Source organism: Legionella septentrionalis, assembly GCF_003989745.1.
Lineage (GTDB): Bacteria > Pseudomonadota > Gammaproteobacteria > Legionellales > Legionellaceae > Legionella_A > Legionella_A septentrionalis.
The window spans coordinates 86,267-113,213 of sequence record NZ_RZGS01000001.1; the positions used below are offsets into that span (position 1 = coordinate 86,267).

The window sequence follows — 26,947 nt, forward strand, 5'->3', positions numbered from 1 at the left end:
TATCTTAAAAAAGACGGCGAATGCGCTGCGCTTCCAATGCTAAGACTTTCAAGTAATCATAGGAAATATAAAAATCTCCCTTATTACCGATGCGGCTACCCCAGGAATTTCTGACGGTAAACAACCCCCGGTACTGATTGCCTTCATTATCGACAGCAACGGCATTGTCATCATAACCAGTAATGATCATTTCATGGCCGCCAAAGCTGGCTGAACCCTCTTTGATATCACGAACAATTTGCGGCGTTAAAATCCAAGTATCGTTAGTCGCTGCATGCTTACCCACGGCACCCGCAACGCCAAGCTCTACATCAGCCAATAAGACACCAAATGTAGCGCGGTCGCCATGATTAAGCGCTACCTTTATATCATTGATTACCCTGTCCGGCTCGCTGCCATCCAGCATGGCTTGATATACGTTGAGAATTGGCGACCAAGCCACTCTCTTGTGAATAGGCTCGCTCAAAGGGTGGTAGTCAGGAAGCGGCATTTCCGTTACCGGAGCTGCATCTGCTAGAGGATATTCGGTGAGTCCGCCGCAACCATAAGTACGTTGTTGCGTTTTGCTTACAATCCCGAATGCATCCATTTGATTTAATACATAAGGTCCAAAGGTGCCTTCCCAACCACTGGCATTGTAACCATTATTTGCAAAATGAAGGCCTAACTGCAATTGACATAACTGGCTAATATAATCGCCCTTATTCAAAGCCGCATTGATGGCTGCGGTATTGGCAAATGTTACGCAAGTACCATGCACACCTTGATCCAACACGGGTACATTATTCATGCCTAATTGAACTGCGGCAGGAAGCTTCGCAGACATGGATACAGATTGATAGCCTAAGCCGATTCGTCCCGCACGCTGCACGATGGTTTGCATGGCGCGCTCAGACAGTTGCATTTTTAATAAAGTAATTTGCTTGCTGACAGGGGCTTGCGGTACAGATCGACCTACAATATTGCCAGGATTTGCAGGCAATGTTACAGGCTGCGTAATTTCTCCCACAATTTCAACATCGGGTGCAGCAATTGCGCCGCCACTGAGCAATAAGACCGCAAAGACCCATCGGGATAACTTCATGAGGTTTTCTCCATCGGACAAATCAAGGCCGAATAGTATACCACATGTTTTAAAATTGCGCACCCATGCGACTGCCAGCAGCTTGCTCAATGAAGAAACGCTTTAATATAGGCAGCTGATTGCAGGCATTCAATCCCAAGCCACGTAAGTGGATTACCGGCCTTAACGGATTGGCAAACAGCGTTTTCAAGCCCTGCATGGCAGCAATCATTTGCCACACTGCATATTTACGTTGTCGCTGATAAGCACGAAGCTCCTTGGGAGACCAGGCCAATTGTGCATCCAATATGGATAACCATGCGCTAATATCTTCCAAACCTAAGTTAAGCCCTAAGCCTGCTAAAGGGTGGATGGTATGCGCCGCATCTCCCATCAGCATCCAACGCATCCCCTGGTATTGTTTGACATGCCGCATGTGTAAGGGAAATTGGTATCGTGTACTTGCTATCTGCACACGTCCCAGTTTTGCTGCAAAAGCGCGGGTTAGTTCCTGGTTAAATTTTTCTTCACTCAAACCCATTAGAAATTGGGCACGCTGCTGCGTGGTTGACCAAACGATAGAGCATTCATGAGCATCGGCAAGCGGCAAAAAAGCCAGTGGGCCATCAGCATTGAACACTTGATAAGCCGTGTATTGATGCGCATATTCTGTACGCACATTAACTACTATGGCTTGCTGGTGATAAGGCCAACTGGTGAGCTCAACCCCCAATAAATCCCGGGTTGCTGAATTCGCCCCATCAGCAATCATCAGCAATTTGGCACGCCATGCATTGGCGCCTGCAGCCACACGGATTTCTTCGCTATCAGGAGCTACAGCGTGCACTTTATTATTTGCAAAAAAAGATACGCCAAGCTCGGCAGCTCTGGCCAGCAAGGCTTGCTTTAACACCGATTCTTCAATAATAGTTCCTAACCTATCCGTACCCACCATACGCGCATCAAACTCAATATGCGCCTGATTGGCCGCATCCCAAATATACATATTGGTATAAGGTGAAATACGGCTTTTTATAATCTGCTCCCAGACGGCCAATGCCTGCAATAAAGATTGGGAAGCTTGGTTAATTGCATAAACGCGCGCATCTGGTTTGGCAATATCCGCAGCGAGCATGCCTGCATCGACTATGCCTACCGAATACCCCCGCTGTCGCATGGCGATTGCAGCGCTTAAACCTACAACGCCGCCGCCGAGCACCAACACGTCATAATATTCACTCATGGCTTGCCTCCGCACTTTGCTCTAGAGGAATCCCGCATACCAAATTCGGTACAATGCCGGCGTAACCGGAAGCATAGCGCATTAATAATTTCTTTAAAAAAGACGTATGGTTTAAAGCAATTAACCCTAGGCTGCGCACTCCGGCAAAGCCTGGAATACGGCTGCTGAATAAACTTATCAATCCATCCGTTAAACGGGTGATTAAATGTTGATCATGCTGGCGAAGCTGTTGATAATGGTTGAGCATACCAGGGTTTAACCCTTTTTGGGCAATGCATTGCGCTAATACAGCGACATCACGAAGACCAAGATTAAATCCCTGCCCCGCCACCGGATGCAAGGTATGAGCCGCATTTCCTACAAAAATGATCGGCCAAGCCGTTTGCTTAGGCATGATGATTTGACGCAGAGGATATAAAGAACGTTGCCCTACCTTAGTGAAACGCCCCAAACGATAGCCAAACTCCTTGTGCAGGATCGCCAAAAAATCCGGCTCGGGGAGCGAATGCATCTTTTCGGCATCAGCAGGAGCTAAAGACCAAACCAAAGCAGCACGCAAATCCGTCATGGGAAGCAATGCCATAGGTCCTGAGCGGGTAAAGCGCTCATAAGCAAACTGCCGATGTGGCCGTGACAAGCCCATATTCGCCACCAAGGCATGCTGCTTGTAATCTTTAATTTCAGCAGATAAACCGCATAACTGGCGCACGCAGGAATCAGAGCCATCCGCGGCAACGATTAATTTTGCCTTGACTTTAATGCATGCATCGCCATGATGAATGGTGGCAATCCCCGCTTTCGCGTCCAAAGCCAACAACGACGCCGGAGCTAAAATCTGCTGCGCAGGCAATAATTCATGCAGCGCTGTTTGAATGTGCTGCATTTCTACCACATGCCCAAGCGGGTGCTGGCGGTTACCTTCAAGGCGCGCACTGCCAAATTGCAATTTTTCCGACACGTGAATGGTTTCAATGGGCATGGCATGGTTTTTTAATTTTGGCCAGACATTTATCTTGGTTAGAATTTGCACGCTGGCAGGCGACAAGGCCAAACTGCGGGAATCAAAATCAGCCTTAATTTTGTCGGAAAACGGGCGTGCTTCTACTAATAAGACTTGCAAATCCATCGCCGCCAATGCCAGCACCAAGGTGGCGCCGGTTAACCCACCACCAATTATTAGAATATCGATCTCTTTTTCAACCACGGATCATTGCCTCAAGCTCTTCGACTTCAACCGCTAATGCATGAGTTAGATTCTCATGCCCATCGGCTGTGACATGCACATCATCTTCGATGCGTACTCCAATGCCCCGCCAACGGCGATCTATGCAGTTTAAATCAGGATGAAAATATAAGCCTGGCTCTACGGTCAACACCATGCCAGGTTGCAAGGTGCGCCATTCTCCCTCGAGCTTGTAGCGGCCGCTATCATGCACGTCCAACCCCAGCCAGTGCCCAGATTGATGCATGTAAAAAGGTTTATATGCTTCGCTTTCTATTAAATCCTCAGTATTGCCTTGTAAAATTCCCAAATCCACAAGACCCGCTGTCAATATTTCTACCATGGTTTTTTGTATTTTATCCCATGCGCAACCTGGGCGGATGCAAGCGATACCCGCCTTCTGTGCACGCAATACCAACTCGTAAATTTGCCGCTGTTCGGCACTAAACCGGCCATTTACCGGATAGGTACGCGTGATATCGGCAGCGTAATTTTTATATTCACCGCCAGCATCAATCAACAATAAATCACCCGACCGCAGCGGTTTATCATTGGCTGTATAATGCAGGATACAAGCATTATCTCCAGAAGCAACAATGGGATCATAAGCCACACTGCGACAACCTTCCCGGGTAAATTCATACAAGAGTTCGGCTTCAAGTTGATATTCATATTCCGCCTGCCGGCAAAAACGCATGGCGCGCTGATGCGCGGCTACAGAAATCCGCGCCGCTTCACGCATGAGATCGAGTTCGGCGCCGCTTTTAAACAAACGCATTTCGCTTAAAATCGGGGTGAGATCATGGAAAGATTCAGGGGCGAGCGCTCCCCGCCGCACCTGATCTTTGACCAGCAGCCATGCCTGTTTAATATTATTATCCAGCGCAGGGTAACGGCTGATGGGATAATAAATGCTTGCCCTGCCTGCCATGAATTCAACCAAGCGCATTGGAAAACTGTCCAGCGGGTAAGCTTTATCCACCCCAAGGATTTCCGGCGCGGCTTCTTGCCCAAGGCGCATACCTGTCCACTGCTCCTTGCTCAAATCCTTGGGTAAGTTAAATAAAAAACTTTCACTCCCAGGATTTGCAGTAATTAACAACAGCGCATCCGGCTCGTTGAGACCCGTTAAATAATAAAAATCGCTGTCTTGGCGAAAACGGTAATGCGCATCGCCATTGCGTAATGACTCGCTGGCAGCAGGAATAATAGCCAGGGAGTGCGGCGGCAATTTATCCGCCAAAACACGGCGTCTGATTTGATATTCTTTTCTCGAATCCATCGCATCCCCTTGCGCTAATTTTTTGGAAAATTTTAATGAGCAATTTCAGAATTGCCATCCAGTTTGTCTTGCAGCAAGTCATTATAAATACGCAACACAGCCAGACGCGCATATTCGCTTACTTCCAGCAATGCCTGCTCATCTTCTTCGTCTACATGCAAAGACTCATAGTCGAGTTGTGAAAATTCAGCCAAATGTTGCAGAGCATCCTGCGCATCTTCTTCCTGTAACTGATTCACGTCAACGCCTGACATCCTCAACCCTTGCATAAAGCCACTGCACCACTCGCCAAATGCTTGTGCGCGATCCCTTAGCGGGGTTTCATCATCGGGAAGCATGAGTTGAAACTCAAAATCAAAATTGCCTATCTGTTGTTGGCTTATCGTAAATACTTCAAAAATAATGGAAAGTGCGGCGCGTGTAGATTCATTGCTTTTATGCAGCAACAAAGTACGCAAATAAGTTTCCCCTTTTTGCAACTCGCCTGCGCATAAAAAACCGCAAATGATGCCATGCAATTCACTGGGAGAAATGGGTAACGCCAGAGGGGCAATTGCGTCGAGAAAAAGTTGATAATCCGGCAAATGTAATTGCATGCTGCTCATAGGTAGTTTAAATCTCTGTCAACAAACCCATAATCATAACTGATTTGCCCGAACAAACCAAAATTGCTACACTTTGCCAAGGTGCAACTCTCATACGTGCGATCCAATTAATCAATTTCAGCGGGAATTATCTGGCAAAATGCAAACAAATGCAGATGAGAGATAATGGGGTTAATTTATGACAAAAACAAAATCCAGTACAATCCGTTTATTAAGTAAATCTTATGAAATCAAATGCCCCGAGAACGAGGCAGAAGGTTTGCAACGTGCTGCAATAAAGCTCAATGCTTGCATGCAGGAGAAAAAAAATCAGTTCAGGCAGCTTGATGATTATCAAATTCTGTTATTAGCCGCGTTGCAGGTAAGCCATGAATTAATCACTTGTCAAACGCAACAGGAACAGCGGCGCCATCAATTGACGGAATTCATCAGCTCCCTGGAAAGTAAAATAAATCAGGTCAGCCAAGAAAACGTTTAATTTTGTATTACCTTAAGCGCGGTGACATTTTGCAAGCCGCGCGGCAAACGATTCCCACGCCGCCCACGTTCCCCTAAGTAATGCTGTAAATCGGCTTTCTTAAGGGTGAAATGACGCTTCCCGGCACATACCATCAAAGATTCTTCAAGCGTCAGGACTTGCACATCGATAACAAACTCTTCCCTGTGCGCCAACTTGGCAGCAGGAATATTAATCAATTTATTACCCTTGCCACGAGCAAGCTCAGGCAATTCATTGCTCGCAAACAATAACAAGCGTCCGGTATTTGTTGCGCAAGCAATGTGTGCCTCAGCTTTACTGGCCAATAATCGCGGTGGCAATACCTGGCTGTTGGCTGGCAATTTCAAACAAGCTTTACCATTACGGTTTTTTACATACAATTCTTTCAGTTGTGTTAAAAACCCATAACCGGCATCGCTGGTCAACAATACCCAATCCTCAGGCTCGCCACTGATGAGTGCAGTAAACGCCATACCATCGGCGGGATTTAATTTGCCGGTAAGCGGCTCACCTTGTCCCCGTGCAGAAGGCAGCGCATGTCCAGGCAATGAATAGACTTTTCCTTCACTATCAAAAAACAATACCAGTTGATTCGTACGTGCATTGGTTTGCGCTTTAAATGCATCGCCTGCTTTATACCCCAACTCATGGCCTGCTACGTCATGGCCCTTGGCTGCACGCACCCAACCTTTTTCCGAAAGGATTACCGTGATGGGTTCGTTGGGTAAAATATCTTCTTCTTTTAACGCTTGTGAGGTTTCCCTCTCAATAATGGGAGAACGGCGCACATCGCCATATTGTTCACGTGCAGCAATAATTTCTTCTTTTACCAAATGGCGCAAACGTGCACTGCTGCCTAAAATTTCCTGCAGGCTAAGCTGTTCTGCCTTGAGTTCATCCGCTTCTGCATGCAATTTTATTTCCTCAAGCTTTGCCAGATGCCGCAGCTTTGTCTCGAGTATGGCATCTGCTTGCCGCTCGCTTAAGCCAAAGCGCGTCATTAATGCCTGCTTGGGTTCATCCGCTTCACGAATCACGGCAATCACTTCATCAAGATTTAAATAAGCAATTAACAAACCCTGCAACACATGCAAACGATCTAAAACCTTTTGCAAACGGTGCTGCAAACGTCTGGTTACCGTATGCAGGCGAAATGTTAGCCATTCATTTAATATATCCAATAAATTTTTAACCCGAGGCTTACCATCCAAACCCACCATGTTAAAATTTACACGGTAACTGCGTTCCAAATCGGTGGTAGCAAACAAGTGCAGCATTAACCCTTCCACATCAACCCGGTTTGAACGGGGGATGATGACAATGCGCGTGGGGTGCAAGTGATCTGATTCATCGCGTAAATCTTCAACCATCGGTAATTTTTTCTGCTGCATCTGTAGCGCAATTTGCTCCATCACCTTGGCACCTGAAACTTGATAAGGCAGTGCGGTAATCACTATCTGTTGTTTTTCTACTCGATACACGGCGCGCATTTTAATGGAGCCGCCACCGGTGGCATAAATGCTTGCTAATACTTCCTTGCTGGAAATAATTTCTGCTTGCGTAGGGAAATCAGGGCCTTTGATAAATTCCAAGATGGCAGCTAAATCTGCATCCGGATACTCAAGCAAATGAATGCAGGCATTGGCAACTTCGGTTAAATTATGTGGCAAAATATCCGATGCCATTCCCACCGCAATACCCGTCGCACCATTGAGCAAAACGTTTGGAAGTTTTGCAGGCAACAATGCCGGCTCTTGCAAGGTAGCATCAAAATTATCCACCCAATCGACCGTACCTTGCTGTAATTCTGCCAGTAAAAGCTCGGCATAAGCAGATAACCTTGCCTCAGTGTAACGCATCGCTGCAAAGGATTTGGGATCATCGGTTGACCCCCAGTTACCTTGCCCATCCACAAGCGGGTAGCGATATGAAAAAGGCTGGGCCATTAAAACCATGGCTTCATAACAAGCTGAATCGCCATGAGGGTGAAACTTACCCAATACATCTCCGACCGTTCGAGCTGATTTTTTATATTTTGCCGTGGCTTTTAATCCAAGCTCCGACATAGCATATACAATCCGCCGCTGCACGGGTTTAAAACCATCGGCAATATGCGGCAGCGCACGGTCCAAAATCACATACATGGAATAATCCAGATATGCTTTTTCGGTAAATTCAGTCAGCGATTTCCGCTCAATTATATCACTCATCATGGCTTAATATTTTGGATTGGCTTTAAAAAAAGTAATAAGTATAAACAAAAAGTTTGCAAAAAAATTATTTTTTATAAATTTGTTAGCAAAAAAAACAATTTGTCAATCTGTGAATAAATTTAATAATTTTTTAAGATGTAAAACAGTTTCATCATTATCTTATTGTTTTTTAACAATTTTTTTTGTTACTGCGGATAATTTCTTCCGTATGGTACTGTGGATAACTTTGTGAATGAATAGAGTAAAACTCTTGTCTGTTTTTTTAAAAAATACAAGACCCTATCATTTTAATCATCATCTCATCCCCGAAATGATATAAAAATCATAGCAGCGAACCTGGCGAAAAAGACTTAAGTTTTACTTGTACTCAACATATTGGCAAATAGGTCGGCTCATAAAACAATCAAATAAATAATTTACCCTTCATGGGCCTTGCCTTGATGCCGGATGATAAAACAATGATGAATGCGCTTGTTGCGTTTGAAATCCACATCGATCGTATCCGCACTGATATCTTGTACTTTATATTGCTCACTTATGGCCGGCGATAGCTTAAATTGCCTTAAATTAGTGGAGAAATACAATGTTCCACGTTCTTGTAGAAGGCGCATGGCAGAAGAAATTAATGCCTCATGATCACGCTGGATGTCCAACGTGGTGCTCATGCGTTTGGAATTGGAAAAACTGGGCGGATCTAGAAAAATGACGTCGAAGCGCTCCCGTGCTATTTTCATCCAGCTTAGACAATCCTGTTGTACAAACTGATGTCTGGCCAGTGGCAGCTTATTTAATTTGAAATTATCTTCTGCCCATTGCAAATAAGTTTTGGATAAATCCACATTGGTCGTAAAAGCGCCAGCCAAGGCTGCATGCACACTGGCTGTGGCAGTATAACAAAAGCAATTTAGAAAACGGGTTCCAGGCTGCAGCCCTGCAAAACGCAAACGCAAGGGGCGATGATCTAAAAATAAACCCGTATCCAGATAATCGTATAAATTCACTTTTAACCTAGCCCGACCTTCCCTCACGACCATGCTACGCCCGGTTTGATTCATTTTCTGATATTGATTTGCACCTTTTTGCTGCTGACGTCTTTTAATCACCACATGCTCAGGTTTTATACCTAATACAGCTGGAACCACTTGCAAAACGTCCAAACCGCGCTGCTCTGCCTTATGCCCGGGAATAGACGCAGGAGCTGCATATTCTTGCAAGACCACATGCTCTTCATACACATCAATCGCAAACGCATATTCTGGCAAGTCCGCATCATAGACCCGATAGCAATGGATTTCATTGCGTTTAGCCCATTTTTGTAGATGAGCGACATTTTTTTGCAAACGATTTGCAAACATTTGCGCACCCGACGACAGTTTTCCACTCGCAGCACCCTTTAATTGATTGTTTGTTAATGTGAGTGAATATAGCTTGCATTCAAGTGCACCGTTATACAAAGTGTACTGTTTATCTGCACGCAAACCGGTAGCTTTAGCCAATAATGGATTTGAAGTCAGAAAAGCCGCATGCCAACCTGGGTAAGACTCGAAAAGCACTTTCCCAAACTGCTGATACAAAGGGATTAATTGGGTTGCATCCCCCATACGCTCCCCATAAGGCGGATTGCAAATGACTAATCCTGTGCCGGCAGGAGCTTTGCATTCTGCCAATGGCTCAACAGCAAATTCCACCAAACCGGACACCCCCGCCCGCTCTGCATTGGCACGAGCCATGGCAATGAGTTGCGGTTTACTGTCTGTACCTAATAATTTTATGGAAACAGGTTTCACTTGCTGCAGGGCTTGCAATCGCATTTTTTCCCACAAGGAAGCCTGGTGCATGGCCCAATGCTGCAGTGCTTGATCCGTTCTTAACAATCCGGGGGCAATGTGGGCGGCCATCATGGCAGCTTCTATAACGAGCGTGCCCGAGCCACAAAAAGGATCATGCAAAGCAAATCCTTCGTCAGCCAATTTCGGCCACTTGGCACGAATGAGCATGGCTGCCGCGATGTTTTCTTTAAGTGGGGCAGCTCCCGCTTGAGTGCGATAACCGCGCTGGTGCAAACTATATCCCGTCAAATCAAAACTTACGGTCAGCGTGTCATGCTTGAGGTGGGCATGCAGTAAAATTTGTGGTTTATCGCGATCCACCGATGGCCGGCCTCCATGCAGGCGGCGGAAATGATCAACAATGGCATCTTTAACCACCTGAGCACCATACATGGAATTGCGGATGTGCGCAGAAGAACCGTGGAATTCAATTGCCAGTGTCTTATCCGCGGCAAACACCGTTTGCCAGGGGAAATCATGACAAAGTTTATATAAAGCTTGCTCATTGTGGGCTTGTCCACTAAATAAAACAAGCTGTATACGGTTGGCCAGGCGTGTCCATAAACACAAGTGGTAAACTGTGCTTAAATTTGCCTGCCCGTAAACCCCTTGCGGACTGACTTGCGTCACCTTAAGGCCCAATACTTTTAATTCATCTTCCAAAAGATATTCCAAACCTTTGGGGCAACTGACAAATAATGAAAAATTCATTGTAAATACAACCTTAGATAACGAAACAACGCCCTGCTGGCACCCGTATTTTTTTCATTTTCCTGATCACTGACTGCCTTTTTAATCAACTGGCGTAATTGTTGCACATCATCGGGATGATAAATGTCGATGAATTCGGCTAATGCCTGATTCCCGCCTGCAATTAAACGCGCACGCCATTCTTCCGCTTGGTGAAAAGAAGCAGTTTGTGCATTTTCTTCATCTTGCAGCTTTTCATAAGCTGCAAGTATGGCTTCGTGATCGGCCGCCCGCATCAATTTGCCAATTAGCTGGGCCTGCCGCCTGCTGGCTCCGTGGCTACGGATGGATTTGGCGGCGATGATGGCTTGCTTTAATTGCGGAGTTAAAGGTAGCTTATCCAATTTATCCAAATTGAATTCAATTAATTTAACTCCAACTTTTTGTAAAGCATCTGCTTCGCGCTTTTTTTGCGATTTGCTCTTCGGCTCATCCATTGGAAACTCACGCTGATAAATAAAACGATTATATACTTACTTCCGCTCCTGCATGAAACGCTGCGAACAAAATAAGCCAATATCGACTATTGCATAGGAAGGTTTTGCCTCATTTCCCCTTCGAATTCAGAAAATGTTAATTTTTCCATCTCAACATCCAGAAAATCTTCTGTATCCTCCTCATCGGAAAAGAGTTGCCTTGCATTGGCTTTAAACAAAGCAAATGCCGCTTTGTTATCAAAAAGGGTAGGTTTGTGATAATTCAGGGGCTCGATAATTTTTTCTATCGTTTTCCCATTGTCCAAGGTTATCGTATAAATGATTTCTTTAGGGGTTTCTACCTCTTCATGGTAAATCACCTGGCCATGGACCTTGATGGTGTTAATCCCTGATTCTTCATCCAACAGCATCCTACGCATCGGATCCTCCCCATAAAATAAAAGAGTGTAGTTACTTCCCTCCGAACCTGCGTGCAAGTTATTTTTGGCTTGCTTGCCTCCCAGGCTAAAACCCTGCACGTGACATAAATGATAATGGCTGCCAAATAATTTCTTTTTTATCGTTACCCCTAATTCTTTAAAAAAATCAGCAGCCGAATAGCCAGTAACTTGTTTTTGCGAACATTCTCTTTTTTTATCCAGCCGCTCTAAGATAGTCTGACGTTCTACAATAAATTCGAAATGATTAGGTTTGCCATGTAAGCCGGGAAATTTTTTTTCCAAATGGGTTTTGGCAGGCGTATTGGTAAGAACAATTGTCTCGGATTCTTCCTGCTGTCGATACAAATCACCAACAGTAGTCTTTAATACCCTTTTATAAGGTGTCCCGTGTGGCCCGGATGCGTGCCGTCTTTTCGGAGTCAAAGTCAATTCTTCAGCTTTCCTGATTTTTTCTTCGGGTATTTCCTCTAACAGAAATTCAACAGCAGGAGAATCCATGTTTTTTCCGTGCTGCTCGATAATGGCAGCATACTTTATGCCCTGATCAGGTTGGGCCAGAATAGCCAGCAGCTGGCTTGTAGGTTTCTTTTTAATCTTATCAACAGGCGACTTTGTTTTTGCAGGGCTCACGGGAGAAGACGGAGTATAATTAACTCCCGTTCTTCGCGGCCGTGCCATTTGCACACGAGTTACTTTTAATTCTTTATCGGTCGATAAGAAAAGTGTAATTATCTTTTCCACAAAAAACCTTGTCAGCTTTTTGCGTTTCTCCTTGCCTGCCTCATCCTGAATAGATTGAATAAATTCCAAATCCCGCTCTTCATCTGCTTCATAACCCCAATTGCGCAAAAATTTTATTATTCTTTTATTGGTAAAACTGGTCATACTTGTACAAAAAATGACAAAAAGGGGCGGCATTTTATCTTTTTAAACACAGTCTGTCATTAAAATTGATTCTATGAATTTAAAATAAGCACCATTGATTTATTTGAAACAATTGGATCATGACTTATCCACGAAGTAAAATTCTTTTCATTTCAATTAGTTGTGAAACCGTACAATTTTTTGGGTGGCTATTGCAGAAAAAATTAATTTATTGAAAAATGTCGCAGTTAATTACTTAACATTAGGAAAATTAAGTACTTAACAAGGAAAGCCGTTTAGGCCTACAAGTCCAAAATCACGGGAATTTATGGAAATGAATATTTTAATTTTTACAGAGCCGGATGATGCTCATGCCGTCGCCGTGCAACTTGCATTAAAAAACACGGGGCATGCGGTGCGGTTAATATTTACGGCCGATCAACCCAGCCAGCAAACCAGCTCCATTTCAATCAATAACAGGCAATCTTCCTGGAAAGTTACAGACCCCTACCAAACCATAGCGGATGAAGAGTACGAGGTAGTATGGTGGCGTCGCGCCCGCAAACCTTTTGTCCCAAAAGAAATGAACCATCCTGATGATTACCGGTTTATTTGTCGAGAAAACCTTGCTTTTCATGAAGCTTGGACCCGACATATTGCTCCCCATGCCTGGTGGGTAAATCCCAAGGATGCCGCTGCCGCCGCAAATTCTAAAATTCTGCAACTTAAGAAAGCAGCACAATGCGGGATGAGCATCCCTCCTACTTTATTTTCCAATAACCCTAAAGATGTGCATGCTTTTTTAATGGAACATACACGTCATGGCGTGATTTATAAACCTTTATGCGCCAATTTTTGGTTCGATGAAGCTTCCCTTAAAGCCACGTATACCACGCGCATCAATGCTGCAGCTTTACCTGCTGAAGATGTGCTAAGAAGCACCCCAGGCATATACCAGCGGGCAATCCGTAAGCAGTATGAATTACGCGTCACTTGCTTTGGACACTACATTATGGCCGTCAAATTGTTTTCACAAGAACATCCTAAAGGCCAATACGATTGGCGGGCTATTCCAAGCGGAGAAATGCGCACGGAACATTATGTTTTGCCGCAAAAGCTCATTCAGCAGATCCGCCAATTCATGCAAAGCCTGGGGCTGGTCTTCGGCTCCATGGATTTTATTGTAACGGAAGATAATCAATACATTTTTTTAGAAATCAACGAGCAAGGACAGTTTTTATGGGCGGAGGAATGCAACCCTTACATACCGATGCTGGATGTATTTGTGCAATTTCTTTTAGCAAAAAAACAAAATTTTGTCTGGTCACCCTCGCAGTGCAAACACTATTTAATGGATTACCAACATGGGATTGAGCAGCAACTTACAGAACAAGCACAAAAGCATGTTTTTTTAAATGAAGCTCGGCTTTTTACCAAACTTCAACAAGAAGCCTACCACTGATTAATACGTTAAGGACAACATTTAAACCAACCTCGTTAGCTGCCTATGGAAAGTGCCGCTGCGAATAGCAAAGGAAAATAGTATGAACAATAATAAAAAAGAGCGCGTTTTGGCATATCAAACAGCAACTGTGCTGGCATATGAAGATTTGCAGCAAGTAGCCGGAGGAAGGCAAGAACAAGGTTTATATTGGACATTATTCCAATCCGGCACTGCCATAGTAAATAGCAACAGTGCATCCATGAGTATGGATGGCAAGTGGGATATATAACCAGTAAACCCCGCTTCTGGCGGGGTTCTTTTGGGATTATCGAAGGAACAAATATGAAGCAATTGGGATTATTTTTTATGGGCTGCCTGCTAAATTTCAATATTTTTGCTCACGCCATTGTCGATGTTTATGGAGTAGAGGTAGAACGAAGCAAGCTATTACTACAGCGCTATGGCAAACAAATCAGCGAAGTTGAAACAGCAATCAATGCCGAAATTGAAGCCATAGTGCGAGCGCAGGGTAAAGATTTTTCCGTGATGGAAGAAATACCAGAGCCTCCCGCATTAAAAAAATTGCAGAAAAAACGCACCGCATTGCTTAATCACATTAAACAGCGCGAACATCTTCTCTTTGCGGAAGCAACAACTATTTTTTATATCCCAAACAAGGAATTGTATACCACGCTTGAGGTGGTTTCTGCAGCTCATCCTGAGCGCATGAAATTCCTGCCGCAAAAAACAGGAAAACCGTATACGAGATCCAAACAAGCCCAAGATGTCATTGCAGAAATGATAGAATATCAACGGATTCTTGCAACATTATTCAATGATAAAAAGATTCAAAAAGAAGATATTAAGCCCAATAATTGCCCGGTTTTTCATTGTATTGAAAACTTCAAGCATCCGCAGCTAAAAGCTTATCTAACTAAATTTAACCAGGGAGCCAGGCAGCAAAAGGATTTCATCTTAACCACGATCAAAAATGATCCGGATGCAGAAAGGCGAGGCGCAGCGATTTTTCTCGTTGGGCACATGAGCGATCCCTATTTTATTCTTTCCGAATTGATGCCCTATGTAGAAGACAATGACAGTCTGGTAAAAAATAATGCCATTCGGGTAATTGGCAGCGCTATGGCAAAAGCTCGCATTTATAATATTAACATCTCTCCCTTTATCAATTTACTATCTTCGCCCATTACAACGGATCGCAACAAATCTTTACTCGTCCTCTACCATGCCGCACACTTGCCTGCAGCAAAACAATTTATTCGCCGTGAAGCCAGTGAACCATTATTGCAAATGTTGCAATTAAAACAACCCAACAATCATGATATGGCATATAAGCTTTTAAAACGCATCAGCGGCAAGCAATACGGTGAATATGACATTGCAGCATGGAAGCAATGGCTTAAATCTAACGCCGCCTAGCCATAATATTTATTATTGCATTCATCATGCCCACTGACATGGGCATGACGCTATTTTATCCTGCACACAAATGATAATGTATAAACAAGTTGGAAACTTGCAAGGATTTTTCGTGATTTGGATATCTAAAATTCACCTGCTGGTTGCTTTTCTATCTACCTTAATCTTGGTTCTCTTTCATTATCTGAGCCCTTGGTTTGCCAGGCATCTGCCCGGCAATGGCAAGGCTTTTATTTCATTTGCCGGAGGAACAGCCATTGCCTATGTTTTCTTGCATATGCTGCCTAACCTGGTTGAGTACAATGAACCTATGGGCAAATTTTTAATCCAAAGCCACTGGCTTACCCCTTTTTCAGAATTGATGATTTACCTGGTGGCATTGGCGGGCTTTTTGATTTACTACGGTATGGAATTGGCTGCCGAACGCTCTAAATACTTGCAAACCCGCGGCCTTGTATATGCCTTACACTTATTCATGTTTTGCCTTTATAATTTCCTTATCACTTATACCATGTCATTACGTGCACAAGTCAGTTTAAGCGCCACAGCATTATTCACCTTTTCCATGGCGTTAAACTTTGTATTAACCGATAAAAAATTTTCCCGCTTGCATGCCACTGAATTTAATCATGTCGGTCGTTTTATCCTGATTCTTTTTTTGTTACTCGGCTGGTTATGCTCGGTGATTTTCGAACCGGTCAATGCAGTCGTCGTCGCCTTTATGGTGGCATTTTTAGCGGGTTCTGTTTTATTGAATGTTTTTAGAGAAGAGCTTCCCGGGGGAGAGTTGGTCAGCTATTGCTGGCTGGTGTGCGGCGTTTTCCTGGTTAGTTTTATCTTGTTATTGCAAATTGGATTACTTAAATCCTCTTAGTTACAAGCATATGCTGCTGAATTAATTATTGCGTTTACATTTGTTAATTCTCTGCTAGATTAACCATTAAAAATTTATCTCCTGCTCATGGATACAGAAAATTTTTGGAAAATAACATTATTATCGCCAACCCGGGTTGTTTTTTCAGCCATTTTTAGCCAACTAGGCCTCCTGATTAAGCTGTTCCCACACCACTTTTCCGTTGTGTTCAGCAAGTTTCATCATAAAAAAGCAAAACAGCAACTTAAAGCATCTTTTGAGAAAATAAAACCTGAGCTGGCTGCGCTTTACTTCTCTAAAGGATTAAAAACTGCCGGGAAATTTATAAGCTCACAGGAAAATATTGAAAAAGATTTGCGTATTGTTGCGCTGATTTATCTTTGCAGAATTGCCCTGCCTCACGATGGGGTTCAAATTAAACCGTTAATCATGCAAGCACTGGCTTTGCACCCGAAACCGATGCGCATAAAATCGCTGGCGTTTCTGCTCTACCAAATTGGAGACCTTTCAACTCCCCTAAAGTTGCTAGATGCTATAAAAACAAAATTAAACATCATCGATTACAAAAAAATGATGTTAATTAGGGCGGAATGGGAAAGTCTATCATCCTCACGGTTCGCATTTAAAAAAAATATCAAGCCTAAATTTATGACGTGCAAAAAAACCATCCTTTACGTTGCCGCAAGCTCTCTTCCTCATCATACAAGCGGCTATACATTAAGAACACACGGAATGGTGCAAGGCTTAGCCGCAGCCGGATGGAACATGGTTTGCATAACCCGCCCGGGCTATCCCAAAGACCGCACGGATTGTGTTAAAATTAAGGATAAAATGCACACCGTAGATAACATATCCTATCATGCCTTGTCAGGGCCAAACCGAAGAACCACTCCCTTACGTCAATATATCCTTGCAGCTGCGCAAAAAATTTTGGCCGCAGCAAAAAAAACAAAACCGCAACTAATCCAAGCCGCATCGAATTATGAAACTGCACTGCCTGCCTTGATAGCAGCGAAAAAATTGGGTCTTCCTTTTGTCTATGAAGTACGTGGATTATGGGAATATACCGCAGCGTCCAAAATACCCGGCTGGGAAGGGTCAGAGCGCTTTAGCTTGATGAAACAACTTGAGACATGGGTTGCCAGTAACGCTGATTTGGTGCTTACCCTAAATCGTCCTTTATGCAATGAATTAATTGAAAGAGGCGTTGCAGCACATAAAATTTCCCTGGCTCCGAACGCCGTAGATATCCAAAAATTTTCCCCCTTACCCCGAGATACCTCCTTAAGTCATGATTTAGGATTGACAAATAATTTTACAGTAGGTTATGCAGGCTCCATCGTCGGCTATGAAGGATTGGATGATTTAATCAGCGCCATTAACCTGGCCAAACAAACCATTCCAAATATACGCCTGATCATTGTGGGGAACGGAGAGGCATTACCTCGGTTAAAATTGCAGGTTCAAGCCGGGGCTTTGCAAGATTATGTCCATTTCACTGGAGCAGTTAACACAAATGAAGTGCAACGCTATTTATCCTTGTTTGATGTAATTTGTTTACCTCGCAAACCTTACAAGGTCTGTCAGCTTGTATCACCTCTTAAGCCTTTGGAAGCAATGGCGATGAAGATCCCTTTGCTCATTTCAAATGTTGCCGCCTTGGAGGAAATGGCAACACACGGCTTAACTGCGTTGATACACCAAGCAGGAGACTCTGTTTCGCTGGCGGATAGTTTAATTAATATCGCCCGTAATCCGACGCTCAGGCAGATCCTTGCGGAAAATGCCTATGCCTATGTGTTGCAGAAACATACATGGAATCATATAGGGCAAAAATTAAGCGAAGATTTCCGCATCTTGCTTGAGAAATCTAATCGCTTGATTTAACTTTCATTTATATTGAAATTAGCGAAAGATAGTACGATAATCGGTCAGGGACGAATTGTGTACAGGGATTAACGCGAATATGTCGTATTATCAAGGCAACAAATCCAACATCCTGACTACCCTACAAATCAAGTTCTTCACCAAGGGGGTATTGTCCTGCGCCAAAATCTATAGATAACGCTCCACGCTTCTTTAAAAGCGCACATGGAATCAGCTAAAAAAGGAATATTTTATGAAGCTATTTTTTATCATTGGAACACGTCCTGAAGCGATTAAGCTAGCCCCGGTTATAAATTTGGCGAAAAAAAGCAAACATTTTAGCGTCTTTGTCTGTAATACAGGACAACATAAGGAAATGCTGCAGCAAGCTTTTGACCTTTTTGACATTAAAAGTGATGTGGACTTGAATGTGATGGAAAAAAGCCAGGGCAACCTCGCACAGATTAGCGCAGCTATTTTGTCACAACTTGATTCGATTATTTCCCGTGAAAAACCAGATTGGATATTGGTTCAAGGCGATACGTTAAGCGCTTTTGCCGGAGGGCTGGTAGGATTTTATAATCAAGTCAAAGTAGCGCATGTAGAAGCAGGGTTACGTTCTTTTGATAATTATCATCCTTTCCCAGAAGAAGTGAACCGCAAATTGATTGCAACATTTTCGCAATTGCACTTCGCACCCACCGAACTATCCAAGCAGAATCTGTTAAAGGAAAACATCCCTGCGCAACAAATCATCAATACAGGCAATACGGTAATTGATGCGCTCCTCTATGCCAAAAATAAAATTGATACGGACATTCGCATCAGCGAACAAATTAGCGACCGCCTTGCATTTTTAGATGAAAGCAAAAATATAATCCTTTTAACCGCACACCGTAGAGAAAACCATCAATTCGGGTTACAGCAAATTTGCCGTGCCGTGAAATTTCTTGCAGAAACAAGGAAAGATATACAATTTATTTTTCCAGTCCATCTTAATCCCGCGGTAAAAAATGCTGTTTTTGGCTACCTGGGAACCATTAAACAAGTGGTGCTAACAGAACCGCTGGATTATTTATCTATCGTTTATCTTTTGAATAAGAGCAAATTAATTTTAACGGATTCCGGCGGCATCCAGGAAGAAGCAAGTACGTTTTCAACTCCGGTCCTAGTCATGCGTGAAAAAACCGAACGCATGGAAGGCATCCACTCAGGGTTTGCAAAACTCGTGGGTACAAATTCCGAAATAATTATCGAGCAAGTTAATAAATTGCTCGATTGTGAGGAATCCTATGCGGCCATGTGCAAAGCAAGCAACCCCTATGGGGATGGTTTGGCATCCAAACGCATCCTGCAGCACCTCGAATGGTCCCATGCTTCTACCCTTGCACCCGCAAACTCGATCCCAGAGCACGCTTAATGGCAGAGGATATTATGAAAATTGCAATTCTATATGGTCATGTAGCAAGTAATATCGGTGATTTGGCAATTAACCAGGGACAAATTAACTTGCTGTTAGAAATTTATCCTCATGCCAAATTTCATATTGTATTCCTTGATGCCGCAAAAAATGAATTTATGAATCTGGCCCGCTCTTCATTTAATCAGAATGGTGTCGTTAGTTTCACGAACTGCAGTTTTTCAAGTGAAAAGGGGCTTTCCTATTTGTATGAGCCGGAAGCTTTTTTAAAAGACTGTGAAGCCGCAGATGCCGATATGATCGTACTCAGCGCAGGTGAACATTTGTTCCGCTATAAAAGTATCGATAATTTAAAAAGTTTTTTTTGTAGAACATTCCCTGCATTGGCAGCCAAAGCCACTGGCAAAAAATGCGTCATCATGCCTTCCACATTCGGTCCTTTTGAAGATGTGGAATCTGTAAATGTTATGAAATCGCTGCTTAGTCTAGCAGATTCCTCCGCAACACGAGACACATTCTCCACCAAGCTGCTTACTTCATCTTTTAATGCAACAATGACGCCGGAGTTATTGGATCCTGCTTTTTTTCTAAATTTTACAGCACCAAACCCAACAGCTAAGAAACAAGGTAAAACATTAGGTTTGGTCATGCGTTCAGAAAACTGGGGAATTCGCTTAGTCAATACAGCAAAAAATTCTACGCAACAGGAGAATACCCTGGCTTATCAGTTTGCATTTCAAGTAGGGCGCCTGTATTTAAACAATAAAAACAATAAATTAATCATTTTTATCCAAACTATCGCTGATCAGGAGTTAGCCGAGCTGCTTTTTGAAAACCTTGCAAAAGCAGGCTTTGCCGAACAAATTGAAATGTATCGGCCTTTATCCGTGCAAGATTATTTAGACAAATTAAATTGCACCGATCAAATATTGGCATCGAGATTCCATGCAATTATCTTAGGACTTGTTGTTGGGAAGCAAGTATATGGGACTTATTTTGAAACCCATGGGTACAAGATGCCTGGGTTGTTCGACTTGCTTAAAGCTTCTAGCTACTGTTTAAACCTGTCCTTAATCAATCCTGAAAAAGCGGCTGAGCTAGTGCAGCAAATGCTTTTCAATGCACAACAAACCAACTTGCTAGAAGAAATTAAAATTTTAAAAGAAAAAACCACTGATTGGCTTAAAACAAGTTTAACGCGTCCCTTATCCATCGCACAATTACAATTCTCGGCCAAATCATTTGGCGTTTTTGCTACAAAATTTTTGCTGGATAACCTAAGAAATAGAATAAAAAAACAATACGATGGTATAAAAGCAACTTCTGAAGCCCAGCAAAAAATATTACAGGAAAATATCACACAGCTTGAATTTAAGCTCAGTCAAGCCAATGAACATGTCCACAAACAAGCCTTGGAAAGCTTTAAGGTAATAACAGAACTTAAACAGCATGTATCGGATGTGGCTGCCAATGCCAAGCAACAACATGAAGAACATTTATTAAAAATTTCCACCCTGGAAAAGGAACGCGATGCCCTAACCAACCTCAAAAACAACATGCAACAAATTGAGGACAGATTGCGGCAGACTCAACTCCTTGCCGAACAAAACACGCAAAAATTTTTAAGCGTGCAGGATGACATACAAGATTTTAGAACCAGCGTTCACAATGAGGTTGCTGCAGTAACTGCAGCCGCCCAACGTTTTACTTTGGAAAACACAGAAGTGTTGCAGCAAGATATTTTTTCTGTGAAACAAACTGTTAAAAATACATTACAACAAACTCAACTCCTTGCCGAGCAAAATACGCAAAAATTTTTAAGCGTGCAGGATGATATACAAAATTTCAAAACCAACATCCACCATGAGCTTGAGGAAGTCGCTACAGCGGCTCAACGTTTTACTTTAGAAAACACAAGAGCGTTACAGCAAGATATTTTTTCTGTGAAACAAACTGTTGAAGAAAACAGCCAGGCAATTGGTGATTATGCCGCCTGCTTTGCAAAGCAATGGGCTGAATCCGAGCATCAATTGGCAGACATCAAGACGGAAATTGAAGAGCAGTTAGCAAAAATCAAGCAAGAGAATCAGCAAAATCATGCGCAAAATTGCAATAAAATATTACAACTGGAGCAGCAGATAGCAAATTTGCATGTGCAGCAGACGCAAAACCAAAATGAAGCAAATGAGGTCAAAATAAAATTGACCAAGCTTGAGAAAGCAATAGCCAAGACACAGGCGCAGCTTGCTCTGGAACAAATTAAGCAAAGCTTAAATTTTACTCTTTTACAAAAGCAACATTTGCTTACGCATAAATCTCAAGCAGCAGCTCCTAAAGCCAAATTTAGGAGTTTTTTATTCCCCAGAAAAAATAAAAATTCTGCAAATTACAGCGAAGCTGAATTACAAAAACTGCAAGATTTAGATGCGGAAAAATTGTTCGATGCATATAAGCTTGCGGGCTTGAGCGGTTTTCAAGAAGCACTTTCCGTATTGAACTTACCAGCAGTTGGGGCGGCAAACAGTTATACCAGGCTCGCAAAACAGTTAATCGCAGCCCATCCTGCAGATGCAGCTTCAGCAGCAAAAATGGCTTATGAGCTTGATCCTAAGCCATTTCGGGCAAAATGGCTTGCATTTCGTTTACACGCTTGCGGAGAAACCATGCAAGCCGCGGCTATTTTAAAAAATCTTCCTGAAGATATTGAATATTCCGCTTCTGAACAAATGAAAATTGAAGAAATTTTCATGCAAGAAAGACGTTTGGGCAATCCTAATGCGCGAACAAGTAATGCAGCCGCTGCTTTTGCGCCGGAAACATTAATTGAAACATATCAAAAAGGTGGCTCCACTGCCATGTTGGATTTGTTGCGTGCGCAGGAAATTGAAAATAAAAAAATTGCACTTTCACTCTTACAAGTTGGAAAAGTGCTCTGGGAAGCCGATTTGAAAGAGGCAGAAGTCGAATTGGCAACACTTGCGGTTACACTGGATTACGGCGCCAGCTCTTTAAGAGGTCTTTTTTGGGCGGCACAGCGCGCTATGAAATTGGATGTAGCATGTGACACCATTATGCAACTGGATAAATTATTGGCAAATTCTTCAGAAGAAGGCGAGTTAAAAAAACTTGCAGCCTTAAAAAAATCACCTTCCTATCAACTTGCCACGCTTAAATTAATACCTGCGCATAGGGCAATGGCGATTACTCCCATTAAAAATAGGGTTTGTTATATTTTGCATAACTCGCTGCCCTATTCCTCAGGAGGGTATGCAACCCGTTCGCACGGGGTAGCAGGCGGGCTTGCGGCTGCAGGCTATCAAGTCATCGTATTAACACGTCCTGGCTATCCGCTGGATGTTAACAACACTCTGGATGCAAACGAAATAAATTTGATAGATACGATTGATTCCATCACCTATGTACGCACTCTTTCTCCCAGTCCGAAAAATAAATCTTTTGTTGATTATATTGCTCAGTCTGCCGAAGTCTTGATTGAACAATTCAAAAAATATCATCCCAGCGTGGTCATTGCTGCATCCAATCACCGTGTTGCACTGCCAGCATTGATTGCGGCAAGAACTTTGGGCATACCGTTTATTTATGAAGTGCGCGGCTGGTGGGAAATTACGCGGCTATCGCGCGAGAACACATTTAGCGAAACAGCTTCTTTCCATGTGCAAACCACCCTGGAAAGCGCAACCGCAAAAAATGCCGACTTTGTTTTTACACTGACAGAACCCATGCGGGAAAAATTACTCAATGAGGGAGTCGCTCCTGAAAAATTAGGCTTGCTCCCCAACTCCTGCGATCCTGCTCGTTTTGTACCATGCCAAAAAGACACGGAATTAGCGCAGAAGCTTAATATTCCTGCTAGCATGCCAGTTATCGGGTATGTAGGAACATTTGTGGATTATGAGGGACTGGAAGATTTGGCTGCAGCATGCGGCATCCTTAAGTCGCGCGGTGTGCAATTCCGTCTGTTGCTGGTGGGAAATGAAAATACTTCAGGAAACGACCGCGGTCCAATTACTGAAAAAATCATGCAAAGCGCGGAAGACGGCGAATTTAGCGAATGGCTGATTATGCCAGGGCGGGTTCCGCATGAAGAAGTAGAAAAATACTACTCCTTGATTGATATTGCCCCCTTCCCCAGGAAACCTTGGACTGTATGCGAGATGGTTTCTCCTATGAAGCCTCTGGAAGCCTTGGCGATGGAGAAAGCAGTGGTTGTCTCCAGCGTACGTGCCCTAATTGAAATGATACAACATGAAAAAACCGGACTGGTTTTTGAAAAAGGAAATATTAGTCACTTGGCCGATACGCTGGTTCATTTAATTAACTCCCCCGAATTACGCAAAAACTTGGGCAAACAGGGGCGAATTTGGGTAAAAGAAAATAGGACCTGGAAAAGCATAGGCGAACTTGCAGCAAATATTCTTTCCCCTATAACGAGCGGACCATCATTCCAGGAAGAGGTGAAAACGAATGTCACTGAGCCTGCTTAATTAGTCTGGTTTTAAATGGGGCAAAACGATGAACATTGATGGCAAGACTTTAAGACAAATGGAAAAACAAATTCGATTTCCGGCATTGGCAAAAAAAGCGAATGAAGCGTATCTCATGGCCGAAACTGGAAATTTAAATGAGGCGCTCCATATCTTTCGAGATATCATGACAAAAATAGGAATAGGAGCAGAATCTGCAATTTGGCTGCATCTTATTGAATCTTTGTACACCGCAAATCCCCCGCAAAAAATTCTCGATGCAAAAACCACTGCCTGTTCCACGCAAACATTGCATAAATTGTTGGCAGCAGGCGCTGGCTGGTCGGGTTCCAGCGCTATATTTGACTATTATAGAAATTTTGAAAATGTGCAGGCTATTCACGGAGAATTCATGCACATCAATGGTAAATATGGCTTGCATGGGTTAATTTTTGGCGAAGCCAATAATTTTATGCCTATGCAGGAAACCACTTCTCCTCTGCTAACTCTTCAAGAACTTCGCAATGCCTTCCGCTATTGCTTTTTTGGCATCACCGCCTGTGAAGATCGTACGCAAATCAAGCATTCTAAAAATGCCCGATTATTTCTTATCAATGGGGGAGAAAAATACGCATGCGCAGTGGGACACTTCATTGAAAATGTAATTTCCCATAATTTTGAGCGTAAAGCCATAGGCGACTTTGCAGAAGCGTTTATCGATGCGTGCTGCTATTCACGTATGCCAAATTCTACAGATATTGTGGCTTTGGATAATATTTTACCGGCTTACCGCCTGGAAATGCTTAATTTTTTCTCGAATATGAGGGTGGCGGCCGTCATGCGAGATCCCCGCGATCAGTTTATTGACAATAAGCTGCATAATAAAAACTTTACCCGTACTGCTGAAGCCTTCTCCAGGCGTTATCGGCAAGTGCATGAATATGTGGCGACATATACTGAGCGCTTCCCGGAACGCATTCGCATCGTTAATTTTAATGAATTTGTTTCCTCAAACGAATACCGATACTCGTTTGCACAATGGGCAGGCTTAGCTGACAAAAAAGAAGCGTGGCAATATTTTGTAGCGTCTGATTCACAAAAAAATACGTGTTTATTTAACAAAAATCCAATTTTTGCCGATGAAGTAGCACGCATACAAAAAAAATTGGCAGAGTATTCTGTAGCTACAGCACACACCGTTTCACAAGCCAAGAGCGTGTATCCCAATGAAGAATCACTTCCTTATGCCGATACAAAAGCCTTGCTTACCTCACTGCAGGGAAATAAGCCTAACGGCAACTTGTTATCTGGTCATATTCATAAAAGTACGAAAGAATTAAGAAACGAATTCCAAAATAACCGTTTCTTGATATACCCAACTTTGGGAGAATTTATTACCTTAATACCCCCCATAAATTGGCATCAAGATCCCTTTTCCAACCGTTCCTGGAGCTCCCTCCTACACAGCTTGAAATTTTTGGGAGTAGGCATACAAAGCCAAGATACCAATTTGTTGCGCACGTGCGCAAATATTGCCCTGGATTGGATTGCGCAAAATTCCCCCCGGATAAACAAACTTCCTGTTTTTGCCTGGTCGGATAAAATTGTCGGAGATAGAATTCAAGTCCTTGCTTATCTTTTTCGCATCCTCGCGTCCGAATCGCTCCTTTCCGTTCCACAAGCTGAAACCTTTTTAAACTCGATACGCGAGCATGCAGATTATTTGACCTCAGACAAATTTTATCGGGTCGGCCATAATCATGGCCTTGCGCAAGACGTTGGCCTTTACGTCTGCAGCGTTTATCTTTCTTTTCTACCTGAAGCACAAGCATGGCGCAATACTGCATTTACTCGCTTTTTAACGGGTATAAAAAGCCAGTACAGCCCAGAAGGAATCCATCTGGAACACTCGCCTGGTTACCATTTTCTAGTTTCAAAATGGATTTTTAAAATGCTTGATTTAGCCAAGCATGCAAATGAACCACGCCTTCCAGAACTTGAAGAATTTAAAAATAAAGTAGCTTCAATTTCTCCATGGCTGGTTACCCCGCAGGGCTTTTTTCTGCATGTGGGGGACTCAAAAAAATCGCGCCCGCCGGCTTGGTTATCTCCTGAAAACGCGGCTTATGGCTTACAAGCATTTCTTGCCGGTTATGGGATTTACAAAGATGAATCAACGTATTTATTTTTAACCGCAGGGCACCATAGCCCCGCGCATAAACAATCGGACGATTTGTCGTTTGTATTGGTTGAATCCGGACAAACCATCCTTACAGAAGCAGGACGCTATAGTTATGAAAAAAGAGATAGCGAACGGCGTTATGTGGAATCCGTATGGGGACATAATGTATTGCTTGTCGATGGCAAGGATTTTAACACCAAACTGCGAGCTTCGGCTTACGGCAGTGGTATTCTTGGTGTGGCTTCAGCGGCAGGCTGGCAAGCCATGTGTGCTTATAATCCGGTGCTTTATCATGATTTTCAGGTTGCTCACAAAAGACTTTTGCTGCTTAAACCGCGTGAGCAATTTATTGTTATCGATGTAATGCAAGCAACACAGCCACATACTTATACCAGTATCTTGCATTTTAGCCCTGAGCTTAAAGTTAACCTTGAACAGGGAAAACTTGCATCCCTAATTGCAGGGCAGGAAACTTGGGGTGAATGGTTTTCATCTGTACCAATGCAGACCGAGTTATATTGTGGGTACAACGGAGAACAATTAAAAGGTTGGGTTGCCACAGATTACTTAAAATTGGCACCAGCCCCCACCACAGAAACAACGATCCACGGCAAAAATGCTTTCTTGGGTTTTTCTTTAAATTATTCCGGTCAGCCAAGAAATATAGAAGAATTTCAGGACTTAGGCTCCCACTGGTTGTTGCAATTAAAAGACCCGACATTAATTACTATAAAAATACAAAAAAAACCATTTTCCATTACGGTTTGCCCTTAACAACATGCTGGTGATGAGA

At 43.2% G+C, this 26,947-nt stretch carries 18 protein-coding genes; 9 read left to right on the top strand and 9 right to left on the bottom strand.

Annotation, left to right across the window (positions count from 1 at the left end; all coding sequences use genetic code 11):
• Nucleotides 1-4: 4 nt before the first annotated feature.
• From ELY11_RS00420 to ELY11_RS00440, 5 genes are read right to left on the bottom strand one after another with little or no spacing between them, the layout of a single operon-like run.
• Nucleotides 5-1,084, bottom strand: a complete 1,080-nt coding sequence (locus ELY11_RS00420; RefSeq protein WP_126953207.1) for a C1 family peptidase — start codon at nt 1,082-1,084, stop codon at nt 5-7.
• Between the two features lie 49 nt (nt 1,085-1,133).
• Nucleotides 1,134-2,306, bottom strand: coding sequence for an FAD-dependent monooxygenase (locus ELY11_RS00425; protein ID WP_126953208.1), 1,173 nt, complete (start codon nt 2,304-2,306; stop codon nt 1,134-1,136).
• The gene (locus ELY11_RS00430) at nt 2,299-3,510 is read right to left on the bottom strand and encodes an FAD-dependent monooxygenase (RefSeq protein ID WP_126953209.1); all 1,212 of its coding nucleotides are present in this window, start codon (nt 3,508-3,510) and stop codon (nt 2,299-2,301) included. The genes ELY11_RS00425 and ELY11_RS00430 overlap by 8 nt, the downstream gene beginning before the upstream one ends.
• Nucleotides 3,503-4,810, bottom strand: coding sequence for a Xaa-Pro aminopeptidase (pepP, locus tag ELY11_RS00435; protein WP_127032298.1), 1,308 nt, complete (start codon nt 4,808-4,810; stop codon nt 3,503-3,505). Before pepP ends, ELY11_RS00430 begins: the two co-directional genes overlap by 8 nt.
• Nucleotides 4,811-4,842: 32 nt before the next feature.
• Nucleotides 4,843-5,406 carry a UPF0149 family protein gene (locus ELY11_RS00440; RefSeq protein WP_407656416.1) on the bottom strand — a complete coding sequence of 188 codons (564 nt, stop codon included), beginning with the start codon at nt 5,404-5,406 and terminating at the stop codon, nt 4,843-4,845.
• Nucleotides 5,407-5,593: 187 nt separating this feature from the next.
• Here ELY11_RS00440 and ELY11_RS00445 point away from each other — a divergent pair, with 187 nt between their 5' ends.
• Nucleotides 5,594-5,893, top strand: a complete 300-nt coding sequence (locus ELY11_RS00445) for a cell division protein ZapA (protein ID WP_126953212.1) — start codon at nt 5,594-5,596, stop codon at nt 5,891-5,893.
• Here the strand turns inward: ELY11_RS00445 and parC are convergent.
• The 4 genes from parC to ELY11_RS00465 form a co-directional block, all read right to left on the bottom strand.
• Nucleotides 5,890-8,124 carry a DNA topoisomerase IV subunit A gene (gene parC / locus ELY11_RS00450; protein WP_127032338.1) on the bottom strand — a complete coding sequence of 745 codons (2,235 nt, stop codon included), beginning with the start codon at nt 8,122-8,124 and terminating at the stop codon, nt 5,890-5,892. The two genes, ELY11_RS00445 and parC, sit on opposite strands and share 4 nt — an antisense overlap.
• Nucleotides 8,125-8,543: 419 nt before the next feature.
• Nucleotides 8,544-10,667, bottom strand: coding sequence for a bifunctional 23S rRNA (guanine(2069)-N(7))-methyltransferase RlmK/23S rRNA (guanine(2445)-N(2))-methyltransferase RlmL (gene rlmKL, locus ELY11_RS00455; RefSeq protein ID WP_126953213.1), 2,124 nt, complete (start codon nt 10,665-10,667; stop codon nt 8,544-8,546).
• Nucleotides 10,664-11,143 carry a ribosome biogenesis factor YjgA gene (gene yjgA, locus ELY11_RS00460; RefSeq protein WP_126953214.1) on the bottom strand — a complete coding sequence of 160 codons (480 nt, stop codon included), beginning with the start codon at nt 11,141-11,143 and terminating at the stop codon, nt 10,664-10,666. The genes rlmKL and yjgA overlap by 4 nt, the downstream gene beginning before the upstream one ends.
• 86 nt (nt 11,144-11,229) lie before the next feature.
• Complete coding sequence (locus tag ELY11_RS00465) at nt 11,230-12,468, bottom strand: hypothetical protein (protein ID WP_126953215.1); 1,239 nt, start codon at nt 12,466-12,468, stop codon at nt 11,230-11,232.
• Nucleotides 12,469-12,781: 313 nt separating this feature from the next.
• Here ELY11_RS00465 and ELY11_RS00470 point away from each other — a divergent pair, with 313 nt between their 5' ends.
• The 8 genes from ELY11_RS00470 to ELY11_RS00505 all read left to right on the top strand — a co-directional run bounded on the left by ELY11_RS00470 (nt 12,782) and on the right by ELY11_RS00505 (nt 26,928).
• Nucleotides 12,782-13,909, top strand: a complete 1,128-nt coding sequence (locus ELY11_RS00470; protein WP_126953216.1) for an ATP-grasp domain-containing protein — start codon at nt 12,782-12,784, stop codon at nt 13,907-13,909.
• Nucleotides 13,910-13,991: 82 nt separating this feature from the next.
• Complete coding sequence (locus tag ELY11_RS00475; RefSeq protein ID WP_126953217.1) at nt 13,992-14,180, top strand: hypothetical protein; 189 nt, start codon at nt 13,992-13,994, stop codon at nt 14,178-14,180.
• On the top strand, nt 14,168-15,328 hold the full coding sequence (locus ELY11_RS00480) for a HEAT repeat domain-containing protein (protein ID WP_126953218.1): 1,161 nt from the start codon (nt 14,168-14,170) through the stop codon (nt 15,326-15,328). The genes ELY11_RS00475 and ELY11_RS00480 overlap by 13 nt, the downstream gene beginning before the upstream one ends.
• A 112-nt stretch (nt 15,329-15,440) precedes the next feature.
• On the top strand, nt 15,441-16,202 hold the full coding sequence (locus ELY11_RS00485; RefSeq protein ID WP_126953219.1) for a ZIP family transporter: 762 nt from the start codon (nt 15,441-15,443) through the stop codon (nt 16,200-16,202).
• An 87-nt stretch (nt 16,203-16,289) separates the two neighbouring features.
• A complete protein-coding gene (locus ELY11_RS00490; RefSeq protein WP_126953220.1) occupies nt 16,290-18,089 on the top strand; it encodes a glycosyltransferase family 4 protein in 1,800 nt (599 codons plus the stop codon).
• A gap of 232 nt (nt 18,090-18,321) precedes the next feature.
• Nucleotides 18,322-19,488 carry a non-hydrolyzing UDP-N-acetylglucosamine 2-epimerase gene (gene wecB, locus ELY11_RS00495; protein WP_126953221.1) on the top strand — a complete coding sequence of 389 codons (1,167 nt, stop codon included), beginning with the start codon at nt 18,322-18,324 and terminating at the stop codon, nt 19,486-19,488.
• Between the two features lie 14 nt (nt 19,489-19,502).
• On the top strand, nt 19,503-23,993 hold the full coding sequence (locus ELY11_RS00500) for a glycosyltransferase (RefSeq protein ID WP_158614955.1): 4,491 nt from the start codon (nt 19,503-19,505) through the stop codon (nt 23,991-23,993).
• Between the two features lie 28 nt (nt 23,994-24,021).
• Nucleotides 24,022-26,928, top strand: coding sequence for a heparinase II/III family protein (locus tag ELY11_RS00505; protein WP_127032299.1), 2,907 nt, complete (start codon nt 24,022-24,024; stop codon nt 26,926-26,928).
• The last annotated feature ends 19 nt before the right edge of the window (nt 26,929-26,947 follow it).